This window comes from Streptomyces sp. NBC_01304 (genome assembly GCF_035975855.1).
Taxonomy (GTDB): domain Bacteria; phylum Actinomycetota; class Actinomycetes; order Streptomycetales; family Streptomycetaceae; genus Streptomyces.
Genome location: NZ_CP109055.1, coordinates 263,449 through 279,898 on the forward strand (window position 1 = coordinate 263,449; position 16,450 = coordinate 279,898).

At 69.6% G+C, this 16,450-nt stretch carries 14 protein-coding genes and 1 riboswitch; of the genes, 5 read left to right on the top strand and 9 right to left on the bottom strand.

Annotated features, from left to right (window positions below):
* Window positions 1-9: 9 nt before the first annotated feature.
* The 9 genes from OG430_RS01135 to OG430_RS01175 all read right to left on the bottom strand — a co-directional run bounded on the left by OG430_RS01135 (window position 10) and on the right by OG430_RS01175 (window position 10,337).
* Window positions 10-1,695, bottom strand: coding sequence for a ribonuclease J (locus OG430_RS01135; protein WP_327350445.1), 1,686 nt, complete (start codon window positions 1,693-1,695; stop codon window positions 10-12).
* A 445-nt stretch (window positions 1,696-2,140) separates the two neighbouring features.
* Window positions 2,141-3,160 (bottom strand): DNA-directed RNA polymerase subunit alpha, encoded by a 1,020-nt coding sequence (locus tag OG430_RS01140; protein ID WP_327350446.1) that lies wholly within the window; start codon window positions 3,158-3,160, stop codon window positions 2,141-2,143.
* 108 nt (window positions 3,161-3,268) lie between these two features.
* Window positions 3,269-3,892: a zeta toxin family protein gene (locus OG430_RS01145; protein ID WP_327350447.1), complete on the bottom strand. Its 624-nt coding sequence runs from the start codon at window positions 3,890-3,892 to the stop codon at window positions 3,269-3,271.
* A 182-nt stretch (window positions 3,893-4,074) separates the two neighbouring features.
* Window positions 4,075-4,884, bottom strand: coding sequence for a TetR/AcrR family transcriptional regulator (locus OG430_RS01150; RefSeq protein WP_327350448.1), 810 nt, complete (start codon window positions 4,882-4,884; stop codon window positions 4,075-4,077).
* A 210-nt stretch (window positions 4,885-5,094) separates the two neighbouring features.
* Window positions 5,095-6,711, bottom strand: a complete 1,617-nt coding sequence (locus OG430_RS01155) for a class I adenylate-forming enzyme family protein (protein ID WP_327350449.1) — start codon at window positions 6,709-6,711, stop codon at window positions 5,095-5,097.
* Window positions 6,712-6,728: 17 nt separating this feature from the next.
* Entirely contained in the window at window positions 6,729-6,950 is a 222-nt protein-coding gene (locus tag OG430_RS01160) for a hypothetical protein (protein ID WP_327350450.1), read from the bottom strand.
* A gap of 176 nt (window positions 6,951-7,126) precedes the next feature.
* On the bottom strand, window positions 7,127-8,398 hold the full coding sequence (locus OG430_RS01165) for a PQQ-dependent sugar dehydrogenase (RefSeq protein ID WP_327350451.1): 1,272 nt from the start codon (window positions 8,396-8,398) through the stop codon (window positions 7,127-7,129).
* Between the two features lie 113 nt (window positions 8,399-8,511).
* Window positions 8,512-9,960, bottom strand: coding sequence for an outer membrane protein assembly factor BamB family protein (locus tag OG430_RS01170; RefSeq protein WP_327350452.1), 1,449 nt, complete (start codon window positions 9,958-9,960; stop codon window positions 8,512-8,514).
* A 248-nt stretch (window positions 9,961-10,208) separates the two neighbouring features.
* Window positions 10,209-10,337, bottom strand: a complete 129-nt coding sequence (locus tag OG430_RS01175) for a hypothetical protein (protein WP_327350453.1) — start codon at window positions 10,335-10,337, stop codon at window positions 10,209-10,211.
* Window positions 10,338-10,547: 210 nt separating this feature from the next.
* Between OG430_RS01175 and OG430_RS01180 the strand changes: the two genes are divergently transcribed.
* From OG430_RS01180 to thiD, 5 genes are all read left to right on the top strand, one after another.
* A complete protein-coding gene (locus tag OG430_RS01180) occupies window positions 10,548-12,125 on the top strand; it encodes an FG-GAP and VCBS repeat-containing protein (protein WP_327350454.1) in 1,578 nt (525 codons plus the stop codon).
* A gap of 626 nt (window positions 12,126-12,751) precedes the next feature.
* Window positions 12,752-13,285 carry an SMI1/KNR4 family protein gene (locus OG430_RS01185; RefSeq protein WP_327350455.1) on the top strand — a complete coding sequence of 178 codons (534 nt, stop codon included), beginning with the start codon at window positions 12,752-12,754 and terminating at the stop codon, window positions 13,283-13,285.
* 520 nt (window positions 13,286-13,805) lie between these two features.
* A riboswitch (TPP riboswitch) is annotated at window positions 13,806-13,930 on the top strand.
* Complete coding sequence (thiM, locus tag OG430_RS01190; RefSeq protein ID WP_327350456.1) at window positions 13,924-14,754, top strand: hydroxyethylthiazole kinase; 831 nt, start codon at window positions 13,924-13,926, stop codon at window positions 14,752-14,754. (Overlaps the previous riboswitch by 7 nt.)
* Window positions 14,755-14,980: 226 nt before the next feature.
* The gene (thiE, locus tag OG430_RS01195; RefSeq protein WP_327350457.1) at window positions 14,981-15,619 is read left to right on the top strand and encodes a thiamine phosphate synthase; all 639 of its coding nucleotides are present in this window, start codon (window positions 14,981-14,983) and stop codon (window positions 15,617-15,619) included.
* Window positions 15,616-16,449, top strand: coding sequence for a bifunctional hydroxymethylpyrimidine kinase/phosphomethylpyrimidine kinase (gene thiD / locus OG430_RS01200; protein ID WP_327350458.1), 834 nt, complete (start codon window positions 15,616-15,618; stop codon window positions 16,447-16,449). Before thiE ends, thiD begins: the two co-directional genes overlap by 4 nt.
* Window position 16,450: the final 1 nt, after the last annotated feature.

Genomic DNA, 16,450 nt, shown 5'->3' on the forward strand with positions numbered 1-16,450 from the left:
CGAGGAGCGTCAGGCGTCGATGATGACGGGGATGACCATGGGCCTGCGGCGGTGGGTGCGAAAGGCCCAGTTCGCCACCGCGCGGGCGATGAGCTGTTCGAGCTGGTGTGCGTCGCCGACGCCCTCCTCCGCCGCCTTGGCCAGCGTCTTCTCGATCACGGGTACGACCGGCTCGAAGGTCGTCTCGTCGTGGACGAAGCCCCGGGCCAGGAAGTCCGGCGGCTCGGTCAGCGCCCCCGTGTTCGCATCGACGAGGGCCACGACGGTGACCACACCTTCCTCGGCCAGGGTGAGGCGGTCCTTGAGGGAGGCTTCGGTGGCGCCGCCGACTTCCATGCCGTCCACGTAGACATTGCCCGCCGGCACCTTGCCGGTGATCCTGGCCCGGCCCTCGATGAGGTCGACGACGACGCCGTCCTCGGCGATGACCACATGGTCGGGGTCGACACCAGTACGGATCGCCAGATCGGCGTTGGCCCGCATGTGCTTCCACTCGCCGTGCACGGGCATGACGTTACGGGGCTTGACGATGTTGTAGCAGTAGACGAGTTCACCGGCACTGGCGTGCCCGGAGACGTGCACCTTGGCGTTGCCCTTGTGGACGACATGGGCGCCCCACCGGGTCAGCCCATTGATCACCCGGTAGATGGCGTTCTCATTGCCGGGGATGAGGGAGCTGGCGAGCAGCACGGTGTCGCCCTCGCCGATGCGGATCATGTGGTCGCGATTCGCCATCCGGGACAGGGCGGCCATCGGCTCGCCCTGCGATCCGGTACAGACGAGGGTGATCTTGTGGTCGGGCAGCTTCTCCAGGTCCTTGGTGGTGACGACCAGACCGGACGGGACCTTCAGATAGCCCAGCTCCCGGGCGATGCCCATGTTGCGCACCATCGAGCGGCCCACGAAGGCGACCTTGCGGCCGTGCTCCTGGGCAGCATCCAGGACCTGCTGAATGCGGTGCACATGGCTGGCGAAACTCGAGACGATCACCCGGCGCGGGGCGGTGCGCATGACGTGGTCGATGGCCGGGGTCAGCTCACGCTCCGAGGTGGTGAAACCTGGCACCTCGGCGTTGGTGGAGTCGGTGAGGAAAAGGTCGACACCCTCCTCACCCAGCCGCGCGAAAGCGCGCAGGTCCGTGATGCGGTCGTCCAGCGGGAACTGATCCATCTTGAAGTCACCGGTGTGCAGCACCATCCCCGCGCCAGTGCGGATCGCGACCGCGAGACCGTCCGGAATGGAGTGGTTGACCGCCACGAACTCGCAGCCGAACGGCCCGAATTCACGCCGGTCACCCTCCCGCACCCGGACGGTGCGGGGCTTGATGTGATGCTCTTTCAGCTTGGCCTCCAAGAAGGCCAGCGTCAGCTTGGAGGCGACCACCGGAATGTCCCGCCGCTCCCGCAGCAGATAGGGCACTGCCCCGATGTGATCCTCATGGCCATGCGTCAGCACCAGGGCCACGACGTCGTCCAGACGGTCCCGGATCCAGGTGAAGTCGGGGAGGATCACATCAACGCCCGGCTGGTTCTCTTCCGGGAACAACACACCGCAGTCGACGATGAGCAGCTTGCCCGCATACTCGAAGACGGTCATGTTGCGGCCGATCTCGCCCAGGCCGCCCAGGGCGACGACCCTGAGCCCTCCCTTCGGCAGCGGCGGGGCAGGCTTCAACTCAGGGTGCGGATGACTCATACCCTGACGTTAGCGGAGAGTCCGCCAGGTTGATCCACAGGCCTCCCCGACCCGCCACGACAAGTGGGTGGGAGAGCTCACGGCGAACGCGGCAGCGCTTGCCGTGAGTGATCCGCACACCGGGCGTACCGGAGAGCATCTCGTGCACCCAGTCGTGGTGATCGTCGGCCTCGGCGCGGGTCCACTCCGCGTCCAGCTGCACCCCACTGCCCGCCATCGCTCGGCAGGCCGTACGCCGAGACCGCTCCAGCGTGTCCCCGTTCTGTCTTCCGCGGTCGTGCATCAGAGCCCTGGACTCCGCGCCCGGCATGGCTGTGCCCCCCTGCCCGCGATGACCTGGGGCTTGGTGCGTACCCGGCCCGAGCGGCGCGGCGAGAGAGACTGACGAGAGACGCGGCCACCGTCGGGGCGAGACTCGCCGCGCCTACCCGATGCAAACCTACGGTCAGTACTGCTCGGTCTCGCTGAACCCGGTGTGCGCGTCATCGCCGCCGAAGGTGTCGGCGGCGCTGGCGGGGTCGAAACCGGGCGGGCTGTCCTTGAGGCCCATGCCCATGCCGGCCAGCTTCTCCTTGACCTCGTCGATCGACTTCGCACCGAAGTTGCGGATGTCGAGCAGGTCCGCCTCGGAGCGGGCAACGAGCTCACCGACTGTGTGCACGCCTTCACGCTTGAGGCAGTTGTACGAGCGGACCGTGAGGTCGAGGTCCTCGATCGGCAGCGCCAGGTCGGCTGCCAGGGCAGTGTCGACGGGGGACGGGCCCATGTCGATGCCCTCGGCGTCGATGTTGAGCTCGCGGGCCAGACCGAACAGCTCGACCAGGGTCTTGCCGGCCGACGCCATGGCGTCACGCGGGCGCATGGCCTGCTTGGTCTCGACGTCGACGATGAGCTTGTCGAAGTCGGTGCGCTGCTCGACTCGGGTCGCCTCGACCTTGTAGGTGACCTTGAGAACCGGCGAGTAGATCGAGTCGACCGGGATGCGCCCGATCTCCTGACCGACCTGCTTGTTCTGAACGGCGGAGACGTAGCCGCGACCGCGCTCGACGGTCAGCTCCATCTCGAGCTTGCCCTTGCCGTTGAGCGTGGCGAGGACCAGGTCCGGGTTGTGCACCTCGACACCGGCCGGCGGCGCGATGTCAGCAGCGGTGACCAGGCCGGGACCCTGCTTGCGCAGGTACATCACGACCGGCTCGTCGTGCTCCGAGGAGACGACCAGCTGCTTGATGTTGAGGATGAGGTCGGTGACGTCCTCCTTGACGCCCGGCACGGTGGTGAACTCGTGCAGGACACCGTCGACCCGGATGCTGGTAACCGCAGCACCGGGAATCGAGGAGAGGAGCGTACGACGCAGGGAGTTGCCGAGGGTGTAACCAAAGCCCGGCTCCAGCGGCTCAATGACGAACCGGGAGCGAAATTCGTCGACGACCTCTTCGGTCAGCGACGGGCGCTGAGCAATAAGCATGCGGTGGTGCCTCCAGATTCCGGCGCCCACTATGTAACGCCGTAGACACTGCACCGTATAGGCAACACGCCCTGGAACCGGACCACGGCACCCGTCCCCGCACAACCATCATGTGCACCATCTGGCGGAAATCGACGACGGCGTCGCTGACCTCGCGCGAGGTGCGGCCGACGCGGCCTGCTCAAGAGCTCGGGCGAGGGTCGTCTTGCCTGCGCCCGGCATCCCAGTCATGAGGATCGCGCGGGGTGCAGACCCTGGCCGGCCGGACAGGGCTGTGGAGATGCGCGCAGCATCCGAGCGAGCCAGCAACGGACGCGCGTCAGCTCTTCCGAGGCGCGGGTGTACGCGATGTGCACGGGACCGCTGAACAGACTTGCGGAGGTCCACTCCGGCCGCGTGCTCCTCGCGGGAGAGGAGATAACCGTAATTTGCCTCCTCAGCGGCCGTGTACTGCGCCCAGCTGCGGTCGCGGTACATCTCGCGTAGTTGCTCGCCGGAGTGGGCAGTGCGCTGTTGCATGTTCGGTGTACTCGCGCTCGGCGATCCACCGCTCGGTGTCGTGTGTGCGTCCGCGGCCTCGGGGAGCGGGGCGGGCGGGTAGCGGCGGTCGAGCTCGTCGGCGATGCGCTCGACGTCGTCGGGGCGGCCGTGGCGGATCGCCCACCCGAGCACGTCGTCGCCGAGGCCGAATAGGTCCTCGGCGAGGTGTCCGCCGGGGACCAGGAGGAGCATTGCGTCGCAGTCCGATGGCCGCCACCCGCACCGAGCAACGGCCCTCCAAGTACAGGCAATCCGCTCCGGGCGAAGCGCGTCCAGGAGGCCTGCGCCCCGCCGCAACGGTGTGCCGAGTGCAGCCAGGGACGCGGGTCAACTGCCGTGATCCGCAGGCCTCCAGAACGACATCACGGCCCAGGTCACCCCGGACCAGCAAGGTTGAGGAGCCCGCTGATGGTCAGGCCGAGCACGGTGCGTGCCTGCTCCGGATCCAGGTGGAGGTCGCTGCGCAGTGTGTCCCAGTGCGGCCAGACGCTTGTCGCGAGGAGGGCGTCCACGAGCTCTGTGCGGGATGGTTCGGGTAGTTGGGCCAGTTCCGTGCGGAACACCGTCTCCACGTCGGCGCGAGCCAACGCGAGCGTCTCCTGCTTGATGAGCCGCAGTTCCTCGGAGAACGGTTCGTGAATGCGGGCTGCCCGCCAACTCGGCGCCATGACCTCCAGCACCCTCGCTCGCTGCGCGACGAACGCCTCGACCCGCTCGGCCCGTGTTCCGTGCGGCGAGATCGGTTCGATCAGGGACAGCAGGATCTCCACGTCCCGCCGTCCGGCGTGGGCGAGCAGACTCTCCATGTCGTCGAAGTGCTGCCAGACGGTACGCAGGGACACACCGGCCTGCTTGGCGATGCGCGGTGCGGTCGGCCGCAGGTCGCCCTCGGTGTTCAAGGTGCGAATGGCATCGATGATGGCAAGGCGCGTCCGTTGAGAGCGGGCCGCACGACCGTCCACGGGCTGGTCTGACGGAGTTGGGGCGGCAGGGCCCATCGCCTCGGGAGCTCGGTTGCTCTGCACGCCACGGCCGGCAGCGACGGCGCCCTGCTCGGCTTCGACACCCGCGCACGGTGTGCTCGTCGCCGAGGCTGCGCTCGACGTGGCGGGTGGCCGAGCCGTCGGGGCAAGGGCCGACTCGGCCAGGGCGGTGTACCGCGAGGTGGTTGGTCGCTTCGTCATGTACGTACCGTCTCGGGATGCCCCGGCGCTGTTGCGGCCGGCAGGCGTCGGGGGTCTCTTTCGGGGTGCTGGAACAGGGTGGTCGGCAGTCCGGCTGCGCCGGTCGATGAGGCGGTGGCCGGGAAAGCTGTCCGGCAACGGTCGGCCACGGCGGCCTCCATGTCAACGCTGCGGCCTGCTCCATCGGCCAAGGGGCCCGGCCAGGACACGTCACAGGCCCTCGGCCGGCCGCAGCGCGGCGGTTCCTGACTGTGGTGTGCGGTCCGGCTCGGTGTAGGCACGCAGTGCGTTGCGGTCGAGCTTTCCGACGCTGGTCAGGGGGAGTTGGTCGAGGACGTGGATTTCGCGCGGGTATTTGTGGGCCGCCAGATGGTCGCGCGCGTACGCGATCAGCTCTGCGGAATCCGTCCGGCGGCCGGGGTGCAGGGCGACGAAGGCGACGACCTCTTCGCCCAGGCGGGGATCGGGGCGGCCGACCACGCCGGCCTGGGCGACGTGCGGGTGGGTGATGAGGGCGTCTTCGACGTCGCGGGGGAAGACGTTGAAACCGCCGCGCAGGATGAGGTCCTTCTTGCGGTCGACGACGTAGAGGAAGCCGTCTTTGTCGAGGTGGCCGATGTCGCCGGTGTGCAGCCAGTCGTCGCGCAGCGTCCGGGCGGTGAGGGTGGGGGCGTGCCAGTAGCCGGCCATGACACCGGCGGAGCGTACGCAGATCTCACCGTCGCTGCCGACGGGCACGGCGCGGCCCGCATCGTCGCGGATCTCGACGGTGTACCCGGGCAGTGGCCGGCCGACGGAGTTGGGGCGGATGGCGTCGGGCCGGGTGGCGGAGACGACCGAGCCGGATTCCGTCAGGCCGTAGCCCTCCAGGATGCGGCTGTGGGGCAAGCGCTCCTGCCAGGCGAGCCGAGTCTCGTACGGCAGCGGAGCGCCGCCGCTGTTGACCAGCCGCAGCGCGGACAGATCGGCGTCCTCCAGGGGTTGCCCGAGCAGCATTTGGATCATGCTGGGGACCAGGGTGGTGCGCTGGATGGCGTACTCGTGGGCGAGGGCGAGCCACTCTGCCGGGTCGAACCAGCGTTGCAGCACGCCGAGTTGGGGCTGTTCGGCCTGCCAGCCGGCCAGGGTCACGATCAGTCCGTACGCGTGGGACAGCGGCAGCGGAATGAGAGTGCGGGTGATCCCGTCGGTCAGGCCCGGTGCCTCGCCGGCCCGGTAGGCGGCGAGTGAGCAGGCGTGCAGGTTGCGGTGGCTGAGCATGACGCCTTTGGCGCGGCCGGTGGTGCCGCCGGTGTAGAGCAGGGCGGCCAGTTCTTCGTTCGTGCGGGAGACGATCCCGGCGGCATCTGCGGCTTCGAGGTCGGCGAACGTGGCGACGGCCAGCGTGTGCGGCAGCCGCGATGCCGCCTCCGGGGGAAGGTCGTCCACCACGAGGAGGTGCTGCAGCTCGGGAGCGTCGGCTGCGGCTGTGGCGACGGTGGCGAGCAGGCCCGAGGCGGTGATGATCGCCCGGGCTCCGGAGTCGGTGAGGATGTGCGTCAGCTCGGCCGGGCTCACCAGGAACATGACGGGGGTGACCACGGCGCCGGCCCGCCAGATCGCGTTGTACGCGACGGACACCTCGGGCCGGTTCGCCATCAGGACAATGACCCGGTCCCCCGGTCGGATGCCGAGCCGGCTCAGCGCGCCGCCGATTGTGGCAGCGCGCTCCTGCAGCTGTGCGAAGCGGTGGACGTGCCCGTCGCACACCAAGGCGTCGTGGTCTCCGTGCCGTTCGTACGCGGCCTCGGGGAGCAGCGCCAGATTCAGCGCGTGATGGATTGACATTGGCCTTCCTGTCTTCTCTAGGTGCTGGGCACTGCCCTGGAAACGAGACAACGCCGCGTCGCGCGGGCCCTGCGGGTGACGTAGTGGAGAGCGGTGGTCATCGCCGCGAGCATCGGTGTCGTGCACGTCGCTGCCTGCCCGCGGCCGGTGAGCGTGGTCAGGGTGAGCGGCCCGCCGGTGTCCTCTGCGAACTCGCCCAGATCGTCGGGGAGGCGGGGGCGGCGAGCTCCGGTGCACACCCCTGGACACCGAGTGCCGCCAGGAGTCTGGGCAAAGCATTGTTGGCCGTGCGGCCACGGGTCGGACAGCGTCGGCTGCGCGCCGAGCAGCTCGGCGTCCAGGACGGCAAGCACTCGCCCGCGGCACCGCGGCGAGAGTGATGTCGTCCGGGTGGAGTGCGTCAGTGGTGAAGTGCTCACCAGGGCATCCGCCACACTGCGCCGCTGCCTGCACTCGCCTCCATCGTGCCCTTGCCCGGCTCGAAGTGCCCGAAGTCCAGGACGTAGAGATACCCGTCGGGTGCGAAGCGGACGTCGATGGGACGGTGCAGCGGGGACGTGAGGGTGGTGCTGCTCCAGTCGGCGGGATCGACGAGCGCGAAGCTTCTGCCAACGCGTGGCCCAGACGGTGCGGTCATGGGTATCTCGTCGCCGAAGAGTGCCACCAGGATCCGTCCGTCCGGTGCGTGGTCCATCTTCACTGCGGACACATGCGGCTCGAAGGCGACCAACGGCTTTTGCGGGGTGGGGAGTTCGTCGTGGTTGGCGAGGATGAAGTCCGGGGCGTCGCCTTGCTCTGGGGCGAAGCGGGCGTCGCTGATGGCGATGGCGCCGATGAAGTCGGGCCAGCCGTACCAGGCGCCCTCGCGCACCTCGTACAGCAGCTCCGGTACGTTGCCGACGGGGCGGCTGCCGCGGTCGTCGGCGCCCTGGTCGGTGGCCAGCAGGCGACCATCGGGCAGGAAGAGCAGCCCGAAGGCGTTGCGCAGCCCCCACGCCACCAGCTGCAGGTCGCTGCCGTCCGGCTCGCAGCTCATCACGGCCGAGGTGCACGGCAGTTCTGCACGGACACGCGTTCCGGCCGGGTGCGCGGTGCCGAACTGGGCGAACGAGCCGGTGACCGCGCTCGTGCCCTGCTTGAGGGGGTTGTCCGTCTGGGCCTGCACCCCGGTGAGTTCGATCTCGAGGCCCGGGATGTCGATCGGGTGCGGAATCTTCTTCAGCCAGCCGATGTCCAGGGCGTCCAGGCCGATGATCGACGTGTTGGTGGCCGCACCCTGGCTGAAGTAGAGCCGGCCGTCCGGCCCGAAGGCGGTCATGTTGGTCTGGTAGTTGCCGCCGCCCGGCAGGTCGTCGAGGACGACTTCGAGCGGGCCGCCGTCCAGGCCGAGCCGCAAGATCCGTCCGGGTTGGCCGCCCTCCGAGATGTACAGGGCGCCGTCGTGGCAGGTCAGTCCGGTCACAGGGGTGCGCAGTCCGTCGGCGACCAGACCCCAGCCGTCCGTGCCGATGTGCCAGATTCGGCCCCCGGAGGGCGCACCGGCGAACGGCAGCCCCGACTCGGCGACGTACAGCTCTCCTTGCTCATCGAAGGCGATGCTGGTGGGGAAGTGGAAGCCGCGGGCGAAGGGTTCCAGGGGCAGTGCGGCCATCGGGGCTGTGTGCGGCGAGGGTGCGGTGGTGGCCATGCGTGCTCCTTGTCAGGTGAAGGTGCCGATGCCCGGGTGACGGTGCCGGGCTGGCCGTCCTCGGGCAGGCAGCCCGGCTGTGCGCGGGCCGGGGGCTGGACGCAGGGTGGTGGTCAGTACAGGCCCATCGAGCGGATCCCGCCTGGGGCACTGGCACCCCAGGTCCATCCGTAGCCGACGTACACCCGGCCGCCCGAGACGGTGGGGCCACCGGCGGCACCCTTCTCGATGAGGGTGGCGCCGTCGGGGTTGCCGATGTAGGTGGACAGCAGCGTGCGGCCGGTGGCCGCGCTGTGGGCGCGCAGCGTGCCCTCCCACGTGGTGAAGTACAGCACTCCGTTGGCGACGGCGACGCCGCCGAAGCCGCCCTCGGGCAGGTCGACCTGCCACTTGGTGGCGCCGGTGGTGGCGTTCAGGGCGAACAGCGTGGCCGCGGTGGGCCGGGCATCGGCGCGGCTGGTCGCCGTCGCCTCGGTGTTGCCGACGGCGTAGATCGTGTTGTCCGCGTACGCGGTGGTGTGCTCGATGCCGCCGAGCTGAGTTCCCTCGACCAGCTTCCGGGACCACACCAGGTCACCGGTCCTGGCGTCGAACGCCTTGTAGGAGCCGCCCTTGTCACCGCAGCCGACCAGCCTGCGGCCGTTCACCGTGAACAGGTTCGGGGCCGCGCCCAGGTCGGCGTCCTTGCCGTAGGGCGCCGCGTCGGAGAAGACGTCGTCGGGGGTGTACTGGTGGTGCCAGGCGATCTTCCCGGTGCGGTAGTCGATCGCGACGAGCGAGTCCGACATCGGCCCGGCGGGCGCGCTGTATGCCTGGCCGGTGCCGAGGTAGGCCAGGCCCAGATCGGTGTCGACCGCGGCTGAGGACCACACCGACACCCCGGTGCAGGTGCCGGTGCACACCGGCGTACGCCACTTGACCGCACCGGTCTTGATGTCCAGGCCGACCACGCTGCCCTGGAACGGCGGGTTCGCCGGGGTGAACACCTGGAACGATCCGCTGCCAATGATCAACGTGTCGCCCGCGACGACCGGCGAGGACCAGATCAGCGCGTTCGGCGCCGATTCGATGCCCACACCCCACTTCTTGGCGCCGGTCTTCTTGTCCACGGCGTACACCATGCCGCCGTACCCGGCGCTGTAGACCGTGTCGCCCACCACGGCCGGGGAGCCCGGCAGTTGGGCGGGATTCAGCTTCGTCTGCCAGAGCGGCGCGCCCGACTCGGCCTTGCGCGCGGTGAGGTTGCCCGCGAAGTCCGAGTAGTACACGACGTCGTCGACCACGGCGGGCGTGCTGGTTACTGCCGCACCGGCCGCGGTCCACTTCTGGTTGAGGTTCTTGACGTTCCCCGAGTCCAGTAACCACTCGTTGGCGCGGCGGGTGTTGGCCAGGTCGTGTCCGAAGCCGGGCCAGTCGCTGGACACGCGCGCGCTGCTGTCCGCCGCGGCCGACGGCTTGACGGCCCGTGGCTGCGTGGCGGTCGCGGCACCCGGCCCGGCCAGGGCCAGGGCGATGGTCGCGGCGATCAGCCCGGTGATCGACTTCCGTGTCGTCACAAGCATGGCTTGTCTCTGCCTTCCTTGCTTCCTCGATGCCGATGGGAGTCGTTGCAAGGGCAAGACGGCACAACTATTGACACTCATCGTGCAAATAGTTGGGCCCGGCAGGAGTATTCACCGATTGCACGGAGGGTGCAATGAGCTGGCGCGAGGCTCTTCGTCCGCCGGGCCGGCGCCGGTCGCGCTCTGGGACGCCGACGCCAGGCCACGCAACAGGCTTTGCTCCCGTCGTAGTTGAGGGGCCGCCTCCCCTACTCCCGTCGGCTGAGGGCCGTCTCGTCGATGGCCGGCCTCGGGGCGCCGCCGGGATTCCAGGCTTCCAGGAAGCCCAGTTGCAGGTCCAGGTCGAGGAGTTCGATGCGCGCGCCGACGGATTCCATGCGGTGGATAGGCGAAGGCACGGCCAAATGGGCAGCCGCTGAACTCGTCGGGCATGCCATGCCGTCCTAGCCGGGCGGCACCTTCAGCAGCCGCTGGGTAAACGCAGTCAGAGTCAATCAGGCGGTTCTCATCACTGTCTGTGTACAACCCTGCGGCGGTGCTGGTCGTCTCCAGGGGCATCTGGCCGCTGCACTCACCCTGGAGCCGCGATGAACAGACGCACACCCAGACGCTCGGTGGCCGTGCTAGCCGCCGCCCTCCTGGCGGGCACGGCTTGCGAGGCTGCCCCGGGCGGGAGCAGTCCCGGCAAGGGGGCCACCGCAGCTGCCTCGCCTCAGCAGACACGGCACATCGAGCCGATGGCTCCCGGCACGGCCCCCGCCGTACGGCCTCCGGCCGAGCACAGGGTGACCACGCCCGACAGCGATTTCAACGGCGACGGCTTGCAGGACGCGGTGCTCGCCGCGCCGCAGGCGAACACTGTGGTGATCGTCTACGGCGACCGGAAGGGAGCCGGACCAGATCGCCGTCAGGTACTCACCAACAAGTCTTCCGGGGTCCCCAAGGCCGGCGTCGACCCCGCGAGCGGACCACTCTCCCGGTTCGGCGGCCGCAGTGTCGCCGGCGACCTCGACTCCGACGGCTATGCCGATCTCGTGCTGGCGTCCCACTACGAGAACGCGGTGGACGGTGCGGAGGCCTGGTACAGCATCGCCGTGGTGTGGGGCAGCCCTTCCGGCCTCGGCCGGAGCCGGCCTGGCCTTCTCCTGCGGCACTCGGGAACGGGCGAGGCGCCCTTCGGTGTTGAGCTCGCTCTGTGCGACTTCAACGGTGACCGATCGCTCGACCTCGCGACGACTGCCGGCAACCATGTCCTCCGGGTGCTGCCTGGACCGATCACCATGCGCGGCACCCGTAGGCCGGTCACGCTCAAGGAGCACGGGGTCGGCCTCGCCGCGGGCGACGTCAACGGTGATGGCCGGTGCGACCTTGTGGTCGGCGGAAACACTGTGTACGCCGGTACGCCGCGTGGGTATCTCCGGCAGGTGAAGAAGCTGGACAACGGCACGCCGTCCCAGTCGGTCATCGGCGACGTGAACGGCGACGGGTACGGCGATCTCATCGTGGGCAGCACCGCGACGTTCACCCCGGCGCGTGACGACCGGCGCCCCGACCCGGCCGGAGGGCGCATCGCCGTCCACCCCGGTTCCCGCGACGGGCTGAGCAGGAAGTCCGCGCAGATCTTCCACCAGGGCACACCCGGCGTGCCCGGCGCTCCGGAACCGGCCGACGATGCCGGGACCCGGGACGGGGACGACTTCGGCGCCCGGCTCGCGGTCGGCGACTGCGACCGCGACGGACGTACGGACATCGCCATCGGCTCCCCGGACGAGAGCCTGGGCTCCGTCGAGGCTGCCGGAGCCGTCATCGTGCTCCACGGCAGCCGGAACGGGCTGACCGTGGCGGGTGTGCAGGCCATCAACCACAACACGCCTGGTGTCCCGGGCAAGTTGAAGGCAGGCGACCACTTCGGTACGTCGCTGCGGCTGTTGGACGTGACCGGGGACGGCCGGGCAGAGCTGTTCGCGGGCACTCCATTCGAGAACAGGAGGGAACCTGGCAACTACCGGCTGGAAGACAGGGGCGGCGTCTACTACTTCCCGGCGACCGCGCAAGGCACCCTCACCACGACGGGATCGTGGACGCACGGCCCGCAGGCGTTCGGTGTGCCCAAAGTGCCAGCCGAGCATGGCAACGAGCACTTCGGCTACGACCTGGGGCGGTGACTGGGTCGCCATATGTCGCGGGCCCGTCGCGCCCGTCCGGGCCCGGCCGTCTGGGTCTGTCCGGTGGATCATGAGTGGTGTCGTGCCAGCGGTCGGCCCGGAAGCGAAGGTCATGCCAAGTGCGCACGCGGGGCGGGTCTGTGACCTGCCTTCGACTTCATGTGCACCAGCCTGCACGGCGCGGCGCCCAACAGGCGTCGCGACTGGTTCGAGACGACAGGACACCGGGGTGCGGCCGGACAGGTCGATCGATGAGCGGCGTACGGGCGCACGAAGCTCCTGGCAGCACGGTTGACCTTCGTCGCGAAACCGTACTGACCAGGAACTTCATCGTTCTACCGGGCCCTCCGACTCACTGCCTACCTCTCTGAGTTGAGGGCTATGGGACACGATCTGCGACAGTCCGCATTGACGCAGACGCCCCCGCGTGAGCGCTCCCCCTCAGTTCACGTTACGAGGAGAGCCTCACGTCAACAGGGCCCCGGCTCGGGCAGGCAGCGTCGCGGACCAGGACGAGCTCACACGCACCAAATCAGGAAACTCCGCCTTCATCCCGAACGAGAAGAGACGCCGCCGGCAGCGGACGTGACCGGCCCGGCATCCACCTGCACCATGAGGAGAATTCGGTGAACCCTGCCCTCGCGCGACTTGCCCAGCTGATTCCGCCCCCGGCCCACCCCCGAGACACCGACTGGTCCTCGGCCGAGCAGACACTCGGCCTCGAGCTGCCCCAGGACTACAAGGAGCTCATCCACGCCTACGGGGGCAGCAACTGGGACGACTACCTCTACCTCCTGGAGCCGGACTGCCCCAACGACAACTACGACCTCATCGAGTGGGAGGACCAGCAGGCCGAAGCCCTGGAGGGCCTGTGGGAGTTCGAGAAGAAGCCGCCCCGCCTCGAGGAAGAAGGGAGCCGGGTCATCCCCTGGGCGACCACGGACAACGGCGAATGCCTGTACTGGCTCATCAAGCCCGGCCAAGGCCCCGCCGACTGGACTGTCTTGGTCAACGAGGCACGCGGCGAACGCTGGGAACACCACCCCCTCACCTGCACCCAGTTCCTGGTCAAAGTACTCAGCGGCGTACTGACCTCCGGCGTCCTCTCGTCACGGTTCCCGCTGGCCACCCACGCGTTCCGTCAACTGCGGGCGGTGTAAAGCCGGAACCGGACCGTGCCGGGCAGCTCGGCCGCGTCCGCCGTACCGCCGACGTCCCCCGTCCACCCGGCAACGTCCGCCGCACCGACCTCGACTCGACCACACCATGCGGCCCCGCAGCCGCGACCAACTTCAAGCCGCGCTCCACCGAGGGCTTCGGGACACCCAGGTACGAGGCGACCGTCAAGAGGTTTCGGGTCGAGGCGGGTCAGGCGTTGCCGATGCCCTGCAACTCCGCCTCCTCTCCGCTCACGCTCGGCCAAGACGGTGTGAACCTGGGCTAGGTGCTGGCAGTCATGCGGCGAGCCAAATGAGACGGCAAGGCACCCGCGATGTGCAGCGGGCGGACGGTGACCATCACGCTCATGCCGAGGTCCCGGAAACTGAGCCATCCGCCTCCGCCAGCCCGGGCCATAGCAGTACAAATCTGGAAATCTAATCATTCTGGCGAGCGCGTCGGCCAAGACCCCGTGGCGCACCCCGAGTGCGAACTCCCGTTCCCGAGGGAGGTACAGTTCCTGCCGACCACCGCGGGAGCCCGGGAGTAGCCAGGCTGAGAGGGCGGACGGGAGTTACTCCCTTTCCGCCGACCGCATGAACCTGGACCGGGTAATGCCGGCGTAGGGAGAGTGTTGACGATGGATGCTGCCTCCATACCTGCCCAAGACGGCACTGCCGTGTCCCGTGCTGCCGTGGCGGACGTGATCGCCTCACTGCGGACCTCTGCGCCCCTGGTGCACTGCCTGACCAATGTCGTGGTGTCGCAGTTCACCGCGAACGTGCTGCTCGCGGCGGGCGCCGCCCCCGCGATGGTGCACAGCGCGGAGGAGGCCGGAGCAATGGCCCGGGTCGCCGGGGGCGTCCTGGTCAACCTGGGGACGGTGACGTCCGTGACGGCCCAGGCGATGCGGGTCGCGGTCAAGGAAGCGGCCGGGGCCGGACGGCCGTGGGTACTCGACCCGGTGGCGGTCGGTCCGCTGCCCTGGCGCACCGAGCTCGCTCACGAGCTCCTTGAGAGCGCTCCCCCGGCGGTCATTCGGGGCAATGCGTCCGAGATCCTGGCGCTGGACGGGGGCACGGGCGGGCGCGGCGTGGACAGCACGGACGCTCCCGAAGCGGCGCTGGCCGCGGCCACCGCGCTGGCCCGGCGCTACGGCTGCACGGTGGCAGTGAGCGGCCCGGAAGATGTCCTCACCGACGGGACGCGGGTGGTGCGCCTTGCCAACGGGCACCCCCTGCTGCCGCTGGTGACGGGCACGGGCTGCTCGCTCGGCGCCCTGGTGGCCGCCTGCACGGCCGTCACCGACGACCCGCTCCTTGCCGCTACTGCCGCGACCGGCCTGCTCACCGTGGCCGCCCAGGACGCCGCCGCCCGCGCGGCGGGGCCCGGCACATTCGCCGTCGCACTGATCGACGAGCTGCACACGCTCAGCCCCGACCGACTCGCCGACAGGCTCAACCTGCGCTGAGCCCGCAGGAGCCTGTGGCGAGCGGTCCCGCTGGGCCACGCCCCTGGGACAGTCCCCGCCCACCCTGGCTGCAGCCCCAACACCAAGTTGGGCAGTACCCGCACCCACTCCCTCGCCCCCGGTGGACAACGCACGGTTCCTGTATCCCAGAGCCCTGCCTGCCCATCCACCCATGCACGTCCGACGCCTTCCCCGGCCGGAAAAGAACACCTCCAAGGACCATCCCATGCGCCCGCCGCTCGACCTGTCCCTGTACCTCGTGACCGACACCCGGCTCTGCGGCGACCGCGGCGTCGCCGCCACCGTGGCAGCTGCCGTCAGGGGCGGCGTGAGCGCCGTCCAGTTGCGCGATCCGGACGCGGACGCCCGCACGCTGTTCTGCCTCGGCCGGGCGATCCAGGCCGAACTCGCGGGCACCGGCGTCCCCTTGATCGTCAACGACCGTCTGGACGTGGCTCTCTGGCTGGACGCGGACGGCGTCCACCTCGGGCAGCGGGACGTCTCCCCCGAGACCGCCCGGCGTCTGCTCGGTCCCCATGCGTACGTCGGCCTGTCCGTCAGCCGCCCCGAGCAGCTGGCGCACGTGCCGGACGCCGTCGACCACCTCGGTGTCGGCCCGGTGTTCCCGCAGTCCACCAAGCCCGACGCGGACGCTCCGCTCGGCCTGGACGGCCTGGCCCTGATCGTCCGGGCCAGCCCGCTGCCCTGCGTGGCCATCGGCGGGATCGGCGCATCCGAAGCCGCCGCCGCTGTGAAAAGCGGCGCCGCCGGGATCGCTGTCGTCAGCGCGGTCTGCGGGCAGCCCGACCCCGAGGCCGCCGCCCGCTCCCTCGTCCACACCCTGCGCAAGGAGGTCCCCGCGTGACCACCCCGCCCATCGCCCTCACCATCGCCGCCAGCGACCCCTCCGGCGGCGCCGGAATCCAGGCCGACCTGAAGACGTTCTCCGCCAACGGCGCCTACGGAACAGCAGTGTTGACCGCCCTGACCGCCCAGAACACCCAAGGCGTCACCGGCATCCATGCCATCCCACCGGAGTTCGTCACCGAACAGCTCGACACCCTCTTCGCCGACGTCCCGGTGGACGCGGTCAAGATCGGCATGCTGGCGGACGCCGCCATCGCCGCGGCCGTCGCGGACGCCCTGGAACGGCACCGCCCCCGCTACGTCGTCCTTGACCCCGTCATGGTCTCGACCAGCGGTCACCGCCTCCTTCAGGCCGACGCGGTGACCGTGCTGCGCGACCGCCTCCTGCCCCTCGCCGACCTCATCACTCCCAATCTCCCCGAGGCCGGCGACCTCCTCGGCACCACCCCCGCAAACAACCGCACCGAGGCCGTCGAGCAGGCCCACGCACTCCTCGACACCGGCGCCCGGCGCGTCCTCCTCAAGGGCGGCCACCACACGCACGACGCCGAGTCCGTCGACATCCTCGTTGCCACCACGCACGACACGGACCGCGGTGGCGCGGGCGTCACCGAGCTGTCCGCACCCCGCGTGAACACGCGCAACACCCACGGCACCGGCTGCACCCTCTCTGCCGCGATCGCCGCACTCCGCCCGCAGCGCGACGGCTGGCACCCCACCGTCCGCGCCGCCAAGGAGTACCTGACCGGGGCACTGCGCGCCGCCGACACCCTGCAGGTCGGCCGCGGCCACGGCCCCGTCCACCACTTCCACCAGTACTGGAGCTGAA